Origin of the sequence: Breznakibacter xylanolyticus (genome assembly GCF_003254275.1) — a bacterium.
Lineage (GTDB): Bacteria > Bacteroidota > Bacteroidia > Bacteroidales > Marinilabiliaceae > Breznakibacter > Breznakibacter xylanolyticus.
The window spans coordinates 31,031-42,709 of sequence record NZ_QKZK01000033.1; the positions used below are offsets into that span (position 1 = coordinate 31,031).

Genomic DNA, 11,679 nt, shown 5'->3' on the forward strand with positions numbered 1-11,679 from the left:
CCCAATGAAGGTGGCTTTTTTGTGAGTGTATTTGTAGCAACAATTGTTACTTGTTCAGAAATTTTGAGAGGGTATCCATCAATATCTGCAAGCGAATGGGCTTGGCCAGATAATCGTCGCACCCAGCTTCGATGCACTTCTCGCGCTCACCCGACATCACGTGTGCCGTTTGTGCAATAATGGGGATATCAGCATTGATGGCCTTAATGTGTCGCGTGGCAGTATAACCATCCATAATGGGCAATTGTAAATCCATCAACACCAAGTCAACACGGTTTTCTTTAAACATACTTACCGCTTCCTGACCATCTTTAGCCCATAAAATTTTAGCTTTGGTTTTACGCAAGGCCGCGTCAAAAAATATTTTATTGGTGTCCACGTCTTCCACCACCAAAATCACCTTGCTTTCCCAATCCTGTATTAGAGCGCTTGTGACGTTATTTGTTGTAGTCATTACTGAGTTGTAGTTAAGTCATATAATTGAGCCACTAAATTAGACGTTGCAATCTTATTTTCCAAACATTGTTACTAAAAGTTAACGTTACAAGATGCATTCATGAATAAATATCAACTTGACGATGGCATTGATTTTAATCTATCTTTAATGATGGGTGTGAATAAAATCATGTATTATTGTCCATCAGACAGGCAAACCCGTTCCTGCCTGCACCTACCAGATATAAACACCCATCCCCCGACGAAGAAGACGGCCATGAAGCGTTTGATTATTATTGCACTGAGTTTTTTGAGTATTTTGGCCAATGCCGAAACAGCCAACGATATATTAACCACCTTACCACTGCGACAAAAGCTGGCGCTTCTCTTTGTGGTTGATGGGCAAGCTAAAGACATCATGGGACTTGCTCCGTTTGGGCATCTGACCTCAGCCCTTCCCCGACCGTCCCTTTCGACCGACCGGGGTTTACCGCTGGCCGATGCCTCGCGGCAATGGATCGACAGCCTGCCCATCCCTCTGCCGTCGGGTGACAGCTGGCCGACACTGCCTCTTAGCGATCGCAAGAAACTGAGCCAAGACTTTCTGGCTACTTTTCCGCACATTGGCGCCCTGGCCACTCCCTTAACACCCGAATTCCCCCAACAAATGGGCATCCCCTCCGGCATGCCCCTCCCCGACCGGGTGCTCACATTCCGCACACAACCCAGTGCCACACCCAGTACCCAGGCCGGAATCATCCGACTACCGGCCAACCTGCTCAACACTGCCACCAATTCAGCCAACGTAAACACTTCAACCCACGAAAACGGTCTTTCCCTAATCAGCCCCATCGATCCCCTAAAGTTGGGGGTGTCCTTAGACGAAATTCTGGCTATGCCCTATTTGATTTATACCGACAACCTGTTGGTGGATGTGGAACGCCTGCTCCGCGCCTATGAAAACAATCAGATAGACCGCGCCAAGGCCGATGAACGCATCAAATGGGCCATTCATTTGCGCATCAATGCCCCCAAAGCAATATCACCATGGGGAAACACCACAGTCATCAACCACCACCTATTGCATCGCAGCCAGCTCGCCGGGCGGTCGCTATCACTGGTTCGCAACCAACAATTTCTTCCGCTGGCCAACACACAACTATCGCACTTGCATTGGGTTGATTTACGGCGCCACAAAACCGGAAAAATCAATGAAACAGTGCAATTTCATCAATTCAACGCCCCCTGGCTCCCCAGCATCCCCCAAACCCGACTTCAGGACAATGCCCCAATGATGGTTATTTTGGCCGACCATCAACCCGATGTGCCGGGCATCATTTTAAAAACTCTGGCTTTTAAAGAAAGTAATCCCCGCGCAAAAGTCTGCCTGGTGTTGATGGCCTGTCGTTTACCAGAACAATACATCGCCAATGACTTTACCTGTTTCGATGCCATCTTACTGGGAACATCCGATCATTCGTATTTGTGGGAAAATGCCGTACAAGCCATTTGCGGGGGCACCGAAATCAGAGGGCGAATTCCCTTTACCATGAATGGGTTATGCATGTCCGGCGAAGGCATCGACATCATCCCCACTCGCATGCACCTGGGACATCCGATTGAAGCAGGCATGAACGCCGCAACATTGGCTCGTATCGACTCGCTGATGAACGAAGCCATCGAGGGGGATGCCATTCCGGGTGGGCAAGTAGTGGTGGCGCGCAACGGGCTGGTGGTGTATCGTAAGAGCTACGGAACCACCTCTTACCACTCAACAGAAAAAGTCACCCCCGGCCATTTGTACGACATTGCATCAGTGACAAAAATCATGTCGGCCACCCCCCTGCTCATGCACCTATACAACCACAATCGACTCTCCCTCGAAAAAAGCATCGGCGATTATCTTCCCGACATGAAAGGCACGAATAAACAAGATTTAAAAGTATACGAACTACTCACCCACAAAGCCGGACTAAGAGCCAACATTCCAACCTTTTTGGATGCCATTGACCGCAATGCCATCAACGGCAATCTATACAGCAAAGTACGCACCGCCACCCACTCACGTCAAATTGACGAACGGCTGTATCTCAACAACCAAGTAGCACTGAGCATGGACTTATTCAGGGAACACCCCGACACCCTTTTCTCGATAGAAGTGGCCAAAGATCTCTACATGAATCATCATTTCGTTGACAGCACTTGGCAAATCATCGCCTCCTCGCCGCTCGACAAGCACAAGGCATATCGATACAGCGACATGGGACTGGTAATACTGCAGCGCATCATCGAAACCACCGAAAATAATAAAATAGACCACCTGTGCGACTCATTATTATTCACCCCATTGGGCATTCAGGGAATGAAATACACGCCATTAAGATATTTCCATGAATCGCACATCGCCCCAACCGAAAACGACCGGGTGTTTCGCAAACAGCACCTGCGCGGATACGTGCACGATCCCGGGGCGGCCATAATGGGCGGCGTGGCCGGACATGCGGGCTTATTTGCCTCGGCCGATGAAGTCACCAAGATGATGCAACTGTTCCTCAATCAGGGAACCTATGGCGACACACGTCTCTTCAAACCCGAAACAGTGAAACGCTTTACCGACCGCTACAACAGCGCCACCCGTCGCGGCTTGGGCTTCGACAAGCCCGAAACAAACACGACCAAAGTGAGCCCGGTGACCGACAAAGCTTCCGCACAATCGTTCGGACACCTTGGCTTCACCGGCACCATTGCCTGGGCCGACCCGGCCAACGGACTCGTATTTGTGTTTTTAAGCAACCGAGTGAACCCCAATGGATGGAACCGCAAACTCATCACCACCAACGTGCGGAACAAAGCCATGACCATTGCTTATGAAGCCATTGTGACACCATGAATTCTTTTACCACCCAAAATTATCACCAACAGCATTTAAAACCAACACCCAATGGCGTTTAGTTAAGACAATGAAGCGGCTGAAAGAATTTTAAATATCTTCTCTCAGTCTCTCCAGTCTAATCGATCAGTCCGAAGTCGAATAATCTTCTTGTCTTTCCCACGAATAACACTAACTAAACGACATTAAATTCACACCTCAAAAAACTTTAAAAAGGCACGAATGGCATAAGTGTGGTCTTCAACGCCACACAATTCGCGCACCGAATGCATGGCCAACATGGGGCTACCCACGTCAACCGTACGTACATCCAATTGCGTGGATGAGATGTTACCAAGCGTTGATCCACCGGCCATATCGCTACGATTGACAAAGCGTTGCACGGGCACACCGGCAGCACGACAAACCATTTCGAAAACAGCCGCACTATCGGCATCGGTGGTGTATTTTTGTCCGGCATGGTATTTCAGCACAATGCCGCCATTGATAACCGGGCGCAGAACCGGATCGTGCTTCTCAGGGTAGTTGGGATGCAATGAATGCGCCATGTCGGCCGACACCATGAAGGAGTTATAAATGGCTCGTAACTGTTGCTCCCGACTCTTGCCTTCCAATTCGAGAAGGCGCTCCACCACCTGTCGCAACAAAGGCGCTCCGGCTCCTTGTTTAGACACACTTCCCACCTCTTCGTTATCAAAAACGACCAGCATTTGCGTGGCATTAGCAGGAGAGGCGTGCAACAACGCCTGCAGGCCGGCATGTACCATGGCCAGGTTATCAACTCTCGAGGCAGAAATCAGTTCATCATTCAGCCCAACCGTACAGCCACGCTCATATTCATACATAAAAAGGTCAAAATCGAGCACATCATCCGAAGAAACCTCCAGATGAGCAGCCAAAATCTTCTTGAGAGAGAAGGCCGAAAGGCATTGCCCGTCAGAAATTCCCATCAGGGGGAGCATATCCTTTTGCTTATTGAGCTCAACACCCTCGTTGACACCTCGATTCATGTGAATGGCCAGTCCGGGAATGATGAGTAAGGGTTTATCGATATTCACCAGCCGCCATTGGGGACGCAACACATCGTCACTTCGCAACGTCACCCGTCCGGCCAACGACAAAGGCCTGTCGAGCCAACTCATCAAAACGGGGCCGCCATACACCTCGGTATTCAGCTTGATGAAATGATTCTCGACACACATCTCGGGCGACGGTTTAATTTTGAAGCCAGGAGAATCACTGTGCGCGGCAATGAAGCGAAACCCATCGACTTCGGCTTCACCACTCCCGGTTTGCCAGGCGATGATGGCCGTCCCGTTACGCCGGGTGAAATATTTCCCATGCCCGTCAAACGACCAAGATTCCTCAAGGGGTAAATATTGGTAACCCGCGAGAAGTAACTCCCGTTCGATGGTTTGAACCACATGAAATGGGGAACACCCCTTCTGTATAAAATCGATCAGGCAAGTCGCCTGATGTTGTGTATCGGTTATCATGAGATTTTGTTTTTTGAAGTCATGTAAAAGAAGTGATGCACCCCATTCGGAGCTCATCATTCATTGAGTAAAAATAGGGTGAAAGCGATTAAGAGCGAAACGAAAACAGGGATTTTACAGAGAGAACTACATTAATAAATACGAAAACATGATTCCCATTTACAAAACAGAAAAAACACGCTATATTTGCGCTAATTCAGAACTCATTTACCTGATTTATGTCAAACATTTTATCACTGTCCGAAGCCGCCACCATTGGACTTCACAGCATGGTGCTCATTGCCCAGTCGACGGAGAAACTCAATGCCGGACAGATTGCCGATCGCATTGGCAGCTCAAAACATCATGTGGCCAAAATCATGCAACGCCTGGCCAAAGAAAATTTCATCACCTCAAACCGTGGCCCGCTGGGTGGATTCATCCTCAAAAAGAAACCCGAAGAAATTTCATTACTGGACGTTTTCGAAGCCATTGAAGGAAAGATTTCGGAACACGAATGCCCCGGTAACAAAGAAGAATGCCCCTTTGGCAACTGCATCCTGGGCAGTGTATCGCACCGTCTTACTCAGGATTTCCTCCATTATCTCAAATCACAAACCCTGTCAAAATACATTTGAGAAAGCAGATGACGCTTTTAAAAGCATCATTCATTCATCAATCGCACCGTATGGCATGCAACCAAGGCAGCCGTCTCAGTTCGCAGACGGCTATTACCCAATGAAATAGGCTCAAAACCTTTATTAATAGCCATATCAACCTCATGCTCTGAAAAATCGCCTTCGGGTCCAATGAGCACCAACACGTTTTCTCCTGTTCCGCATGCAGTCCTTAAAGGTTGTTTGGAGCCACCATGACAATGGGCTATGAATTTTTTACCGGCAAAAGGACGATTCACAAAAGAGGTAAAATCAACAGCATCGTTTACCACCGGTTTAAACATTTTCTGCGACTGCTTCATGGCGGCTACCACCACTTTATCAATTCTATCAGCACGCAAATTCTTACGTTCCGAATGTCGGCACAAAATAAACGACAATTCGTGCACCCCAATCTCAGTCGCTTTTTCGGCAAACCACTCAATCCGATCCATGTTTTTGGTCGGAGCCACGGCAATATGAATTCGAGGTTGCATCGGCTCCATCCGTTCGACACGTTCAATGGACACACGACAACGCTTGTGATGAGCCTCGGCCACCACGCCCCAATAGCAAGTTCCCAGGCCATCAACCACCATCAAGGCATCACCCAGGCGATGACGCATCACCTGAATACAATGATTGCTCTCCTGCTCATCGAGAACAGGGTGTTGCTCAGAAAAACCGGGGGTGTAAAATAGTTCCATAACAATGATTGAGGTGCAAAGATAGGGCATTTATCCCAATCGGATAAAAAGCAAAACACATGATTCAACACAAAACAGCCTACAAAAAAGGTTCGTAGAAACAGGTCATCACAAACCAATACAGTAACATCCCCAAGTCCTTAACGGGTCACACCATGACTTCAGCGGGAACCGTGCGAATGGAAAAAACAAATTCACTCCCCTGACCGGGCGTAGAGGTCACCTCCATATCGCCCCCCAACATCTTCACCAGACTTCGTGAAATAGTGAGACCTAAACCATTGCCTCCGTATTGTTTAGCCAACGACTCATCCCCCTGACGAAAACGTTCAAAAATCACTTTTTTATACTCTTCAGCAATCCCAATGCCGGTATCCCTGACCCAAAACTTCAAATGGTTGTCATCAATAAAACCATATCGAATCACAATTTCCCCACAATGCGTAAACTTAATGGAATTGGTTAGCAAATTCAGAATGACCTGCTCAAGCCGCATTGAATCGGAATAAATGACTCCGCCAACACCCCCTTGAGAGACAATGCTTAAACTTAAATCTTTTTTGGCGTTGCGAATGAGTGTCTGCCCCACGCGCTCCACTTTTTCGAGCAGCCGCTCCACCGAAAAATGCTCGGGGACAATGACCAACTGCCCAGACTCTATTTTGGAGATGTCGATGATATCGTTGATGAGATTGAGCAGAGACTCGCCACTACTTTTGATTTGCAACAAATAATCCCTCCGTTCATCTTCAGAGAGCAAATCGGTGGTGACCAAATCGGCAAAACCCAAGATGGCATTCATGGGGGTGCGTATTTCGTGCGACATGTTGGCCAGAAACGACGTCTTAAGACGGTCGCTCTCCTCGGCCTTCTCCTTGGCCAAACGCAACTGGTTCTCAAATTCTTTTTGGGCATCAATATCAAGGAGCGAACCGGTATAACGCACCGGCGTATCATTGTCCCAGCCGGTAATTTTTCCGTGCAACGACACCCACCTATAAGTTCCCTGACAAGTTTTCATACGCACTTCGCAGCTCAAGAAATCGGCCCTTTTAGATTGATGCAGCAACAACGTCTCCATGAGTTGTGACAAGTCATTGGGATGAATCAGGTTGCGCCATTTTTCTAACTGAAGCCCCAATTCCTTGGGCGATGAATAGCCCAACAACCAAGCCACCTGAGGATTGACATACATCGAACCGGAAAGGACATCAATGTCCCACAATCCCTGATTGGCTCCTTCGAGAGCCAACTCCAAACGAGTCTCACTTTCAATCAATTCCCGCTCGGCACGTTGCCGAAATAAAATCACCGACACCAGCAATACGATGATACAAACAAGGGAAACTAAAAAACCGACAATGATGATCATCTCCGTTTTATAGCGTGCAAAAATGCCCTTATCCTTGTTAAAGATAATTTTATCGGCGGGTAGCAAGCGATGGTCGATGCTAAAACGGTTCAGTTGTTCATGGTCGAACATCATCTGGTGAGGTGCGGGCACGGCAAAAGGCATGGATTGTACTCGATGACACAACCGCTGTTTCATAATGTCTGAGGCCATTTCACCTTGTACCAGTCCCGATTCGAGAGCTCCGCCAACAATTAAATCAGGAATCAGAAAATCCCAATTACTGTACACAGGCACATGCAAATCTTTAAACAAACCACGAGCTTCGATGGCCATCTCGCGCACAAAACCATTGTTATTTAAATAAAGACTAAACAGGTAAACCGCTTTATCAGTCAAATCCTGATTGGCAAATGCAGCTTGTAACTGCTCCGGCGTTTCAACAATCACTTCGCGATAGCCAATATCTAATCCCGATTCGCGGATGCCCTCAAGAAACTGCTCACGAAAGAGCGGATACATCAATGTTTTATCGCCAATCACAATGAACTCCTTTAATGAAGGCTGCATGGCTTTGGCCACCTGCAACGTTCGTTTTACGCCAATGCGCTCCTCCACACCGGTGAAACGTAACGTATCAAGTCGCTGTCGATACTGCTCCACCACATTGATGCCACAAAACACCACCGGCACCTTTCCCCAAATAGAATCACCATGATTAATGATAAAATCCAACGCATTGTTATCACTACAAATAATGGCATCAACCGGAAACTGACTGAATTTATGACGATAAAGCGATTGTAACTCTTGAAAAAACAAAGGGGTTTGAAATCGCTTCGAGTCCATATACTCCACACACAACCGGTATCGTGATGAATCGCGAAAACCGGTCAACACCGCATCGGTAATATCATCGGACCACTTAAAGCCCCGATGATATGAATTGAGCAACAAAATGGTTTGGGTTGCATCCCTTGTCGGCTCTACAGCAAAGACAACGCTGCACAGACATTGAACCCATAACAGGGTCAGTAAACCATATTTGAAAAATAAATGCATCAATTCGTAGTTAGCGGTCAGTAAGCGAAACAAAGAAAGGAAAGTAAAGTTAAAAAAAACTATACAAATGCAACAATATCCAAACAAAAGAGTCGTTGACCGTGTATAAGGCATCATTTCAAGGAAGGACAAACGATCATTCGTTCAAACATGACACGTGACTATCACCACATCTCACTATGAACATGTATCTTACAAAAAAACAATAAATCCTCACAAAGACAACACAACCATCCAAAAAAACGATGACCCACTTGCACAGAACTGCTTCCCCCACCCCGCTCAGCTTCGAAACGTTGGTAGAAACCTACCAACACCGGGTGTACAGCATCTGTTACAAGTTCCTTAAAAATGCGCAAGACGCCGAAGATGTGTCACAAGAAGTATTTGTGGACATTTATAGAAATTTCGACCAATTCAGGGGTGACGCAGCACTCTCGACCTGGGTGTACCGCATTGCCGTGAATCGTTGCATGGATCATTTGCGCACGCAAAAACGCAAAAAACGAAACGCATTCGCCTTCTTCAACAAAGAAAACTCAGAGTTGGAACGCCTCTCACCCCCAACCGAATTTCATCCGCACGCCCAACTGGAGCAAAAAGAAAAAGAAACCTTACTGGGTCAAGCCATCGAGAAACTCCCCGAACGTCAACGCGTGGCTTTTACACTGGCAAAAATTGACGGCATGAAACAGGACGACGTGGCACAAATCATGAACACGACCGTTGCTTCCGTTGAATCATTGCTCATACGAGCCAAAAATAAACTAAAAGACGAGTTGTCGGGATATTTCAAATAACAAACGAAGGAAAAACAGAGAACCATCGTCAAAAATAATTGATCAACAGCCAACCAAACGCCACCAATAGATGAATCACCTCAATCAAATAAAAGCCAAACATACCGACATCGACCAATGGATCAATGAGGTATACCCGGAACGTGACCGTTGTGCCCCGCCATTTTTTCTCAACAAAGTGATGCACCGCGTCGCCCAGGAAAAAAAGGTGAAACAAATAATTCACTCCCCTTATTATTACCGAGCCATCGCAGCGGCCATTCTGATATTGGTCGTTGTCAACTTATACACCATCCTTAAGGGAATACCCGAGAGCGACTGGCAAACCCAAACAAAAAACACCAAAGAACAACTCAACTGGCTCAACACCGAAGACGATAGTTTTAGCCAATACACCAAACTGGCACTCGAATAAACACAAACGCACCATCATGAACGAATCAAAAAAATACAGGCTTATTATTGTCGTACTGATTTTGCTCAACGCAGGCTTAATAACCCTATGGTGGTCGATGAGCAATACCGGGAAAACAACTCAGGAAAACAACTCAGGAAAAAACAAGATGGATTTTTTCACCGAGGCTCTACATCTAGACTCACTGCAAAAAGCAAGCTTTGACACCCTCTCGCAAGAACATTTTGAACGCTTGGGACAGTTAAAAGCAAAAATCGACAGCCTCAAACAGGTCATGCGGCGCGAAATTATGCAACCTGAAATCAATGAGTCCCGACTGGATTCCATCTTTCAAAATCTGGCGCACTACCGCACCGCATCCGACACAGCCAACTACCGCCATTTTAAAAGGTTGCGAACCCTCTGTACCCCATCGCAGCAAGCGTCGTTTGATAGCCTGGTCAGTTCATTCATGAACCGCAAAGATCATAAAAAAGATAAACCACCTCATCATCGATGAACCAGGCTTCAAAAACAAGTCATCGTTCATGAAAAAACAAAACAGCCCCTATCGGTTTTCGAAACCATTAGGGGCTGTTTTATTGTAACTGCAATACCTCGCTTATTTCCCAAATTTATAGTTGAGACCCAATCCCACCAACTGTTTAAACTGAGTGCGGGGACCGTGCTCCACGCCGTCGGGGTCGACATACTTCACATCGTCGTCGTACAACAGGTTTACCGACACGATGGCCGACAGGTACTGATTCACGCGTAAATTTAACGTTGTTTCCCAGTCCACATCAATGTTCTGAGCATTTTCGGCAAGATTGGAGAAAAGATCCACCCGGGTGTAGAAATCCACATTCTTGACCAAATCCTTTTTACGAGCCACCATTTTCACAAAAGCACCAAACTCCGAACGGGTTTTATCACCCGGCTCAACCCCGAAGGCTCCTACCGATGACAAACTATCTTGGTTCACAATGGTCATTTTACTGGTAATGGGTGATAAATAAAGCGAAAAGTTGGCCGATGGTTTATAGTCCATACCCAACGAATAGGTTAGGTAAGCTGGTGCCAAAAATGTCGATGTCATGATGGAATTTATGGGTGCATCCTTGTACCCTTTATCCATTTGAGTTTTAAAATCGACCAACCCGGTATAATACCAATGACTGGATGCCTGATAACCATATTTGGATGCAAACTGCAACTTATCATCAGATTTCATGGCATTGTCAGTACCTTGCTTCACCAAACCATAGCCCAAGTCGAAACTATTGTCCCAACTCACTTTGTTCTTTTTATAATTAAAATACGATTTGAGGTTAAAAGCACCCGACACCGAATTCTTACCCCCGGCAGCCCAATTGGTGAAAGTCAATTGATTAACGGTTAATGATGCATTCCCGCCAATGGTCCAGTTTGACAAGGAATCGGACGTAGCCTCCTGAGCATTAGCAACCGTCAATGATGAAACCATTAAGGCTGCAATCCAGATTTTTCTCTTCTTCATATCTAAACAATTAAAAAATAAATAAACTTCAATTAAAATCACTACTGACCGACAAAACTAGAAATCTCCAATCTTCAAAGATTGTAAGTGTTGATAAACAGCAATATAAGCATATCTTCAATTGTTTTTCAATTACCTACCCCCCCCCTTTTTTTTCAGAAAAATGCGAGTTGTATGTCAGGACTTTTGTTTTTTGCTTTTACATTTTTGACATAAGTCCGTCTACAGTTTTCAATCACCCAATAAACGTCTAAATGGCTTATCAGGTAAATCCTAACCAAAGCGGCAATTGTAGAGAAAGCCTTTTTTGTGTCCGACTTTGCCCTTAGGACCATTAAAAGCAAATGGGCGATCAATGTGCACCACACTTGTGTTTTTATACCATTTTCG

At 46.2% G+C, this 11,679-nt stretch carries 10 protein-coding genes; 5 read left to right on the top strand and 5 right to left on the bottom strand.

Features of this window, described 5'->3' with window-relative positions; genetic code table 11:
- Positions 1–46: 46 nt before the first annotated feature.
- The gene (locus LX69_RS14530) at positions 47–454 is read right to left on the bottom strand and encodes a response regulator (RefSeq protein ID WP_111446771.1); all 408 of its coding nucleotides are present in this window, start codon (positions 452–454) and stop codon (positions 47–49) included.
- Between the two features lie 102 nt (positions 455–556).
- Between LX69_RS14530 and LX69_RS14535 the strand changes: the two genes are divergently transcribed.
- Positions 557–3,325 (top strand): serine hydrolase domain-containing protein, encoded by a 2,769-nt coding sequence (locus LX69_RS14535; protein WP_111446772.1) that lies wholly within the window; start codon positions 557–559, stop codon positions 3,323–3,325.
- A gap of 191 nt (positions 3,326–3,516) precedes the next feature.
- Here LX69_RS14535 and LX69_RS14540 read toward each other — a convergent pair whose 3' ends face one another.
- Positions 3,517–4,821: a M18 family aminopeptidase gene (locus LX69_RS14540; protein WP_111446773.1), complete on the bottom strand. Its 1,305-nt coding sequence runs from the start codon at positions 4,819–4,821 to the stop codon at positions 3,517–3,519.
- 218 nt (positions 4,822–5,039) lie between these two features.
- On the opposite strand from LX69_RS14540, the gene LX69_RS14545 reads away from it, so the two are divergent.
- Positions 5,040–5,438, top strand: coding sequence for an RrF2 family transcriptional regulator (locus LX69_RS14545; protein WP_111446774.1), 399 nt, complete (start codon positions 5,040–5,042; stop codon positions 5,436–5,438).
- 26 nt (positions 5,439–5,464) lie between these two features.
- On the opposite strand, the gene LX69_RS14550 is transcribed toward LX69_RS14545, so the two are convergent.
- Positions 5,465–6,163 (bottom strand): 16S rRNA (uracil(1498)-N(3))-methyltransferase, encoded by a 699-nt coding sequence (locus tag LX69_RS14550; RefSeq protein ID WP_111446775.1) that lies wholly within the window; start codon positions 6,161–6,163, stop codon positions 5,465–5,467.
- 148 nt (positions 6,164–6,311) lie between these two features.
- A complete protein-coding gene (locus LX69_RS14555) occupies positions 6,312–8,576 on the bottom strand; it encodes a sensor histidine kinase (RefSeq protein WP_170124415.1) in 2,265 nt (754 codons plus the stop codon).
- Positions 8,577–8,821: 245 nt separating this feature from the next.
- Here LX69_RS14555 and LX69_RS14560 point away from each other — a divergent pair, with 245 nt between their 5' ends.
- From LX69_RS14560 to LX69_RS14570, 3 genes are all read left to right on the top strand, one after another.
- On the top strand, positions 8,822–9,376 hold the full coding sequence (locus LX69_RS14560; protein ID WP_111446777.1) for an RNA polymerase sigma factor: 555 nt from the start codon (positions 8,822–8,824) through the stop codon (positions 9,374–9,376).
- A 70-nt stretch (positions 9,377–9,446) separates the two neighbouring features.
- The gene (locus tag LX69_RS14565; RefSeq protein WP_111446778.1) at positions 9,447–9,791 is read left to right on the top strand and encodes a hypothetical protein; all 345 of its coding nucleotides are present in this window, start codon (positions 9,447–9,449) and stop codon (positions 9,789–9,791) included.
- Positions 9,792–9,807: 16 nt separating this feature from the next.
- Positions 9,808–10,290, top strand: a complete 483-nt coding sequence (locus LX69_RS14570; RefSeq protein WP_111446779.1) for a periplasmic heavy metal sensor — start codon at positions 9,808–9,810, stop codon at positions 10,288–10,290.
- Between the two features lie 102 nt (positions 10,291–10,392).
- Here the strand turns inward: LX69_RS14570 and LX69_RS14575 are convergent, their stop codons facing one another.
- Positions 10,393–11,289 (bottom strand): DUF3078 domain-containing protein, encoded by an 897-nt coding sequence (locus LX69_RS14575; RefSeq protein ID WP_111446780.1) that lies wholly within the window; start codon positions 11,287–11,289, stop codon positions 10,393–10,395.
- Between the last annotated feature and the right edge of the window lie 390 nt (positions 11,290–11,679).

What these genes read in the sequence shown, in the direction of transcription:
- LX69_RS14565 (WP_111446778.1), top strand. Translation starts at nt 9,447, where the DNA reads ATGAATCACCTCAATCAAATAAAAGCCAAACATACCGACATCGACCAA.
- LX69_RS14535 (WP_111446772.1), top strand. Translation starts at nt 557, where the DNA reads ATGAATAAATATCAACTTGACGATGGCATTGATTTTAATCTATCTTTA.
- LX69_RS14550 (WP_111446775.1), bottom strand. Translation starts at nt 6,163, where the DNA reads ATGGAACTATTTTACACCCCCGGTTTTTCTGAGCAACACCCTGTTCTC.
- LX69_RS14570 (WP_111446779.1), top strand. Translation starts at nt 9,808, where the DNA reads ATGAACGAATCAAAAAAATACAGGCTTATTATTGTCGTACTGATTTTG.
- LX69_RS14530 (WP_111446771.1), bottom strand. Translation starts at nt 454, where the DNA reads ATGACTACAACAAATAACGTCACAAGCGCTCTAATACAGGATTGGGAA.
- LX69_RS14540 (WP_111446773.1), bottom strand. Translation starts at nt 4,821, where the DNA reads ATGATAACCGATACACAACATCAGGCGACTTGCCTGATCGATTTTATA.
- LX69_RS14545 (WP_111446774.1), top strand. Translation starts at nt 5,040, where the DNA reads ATGTCAAACATTTTATCACTGTCCGAAGCCGCCACCATTGGACTTCAC.
- LX69_RS14555 (WP_170124415.1), bottom strand. Translation starts at nt 8,576, where the DNA reads ATGCATTTATTTTTCAAATATGGTTTACTGACCCTGTTATGGGTTCAA.
- LX69_RS14560 (WP_111446777.1), top strand. Translation starts at nt 8,822, where the DNA reads ATGACCCACTTGCACAGAACTGCTTCCCCCACCCCGCTCAGCTTCGAA.
- LX69_RS14575 (WP_111446780.1), bottom strand. Translation starts at nt 11,289, where the DNA reads ATGAAGAAGAGAAAAATCTGGATTGCAGCCTTAATGGTTTCATCATTG.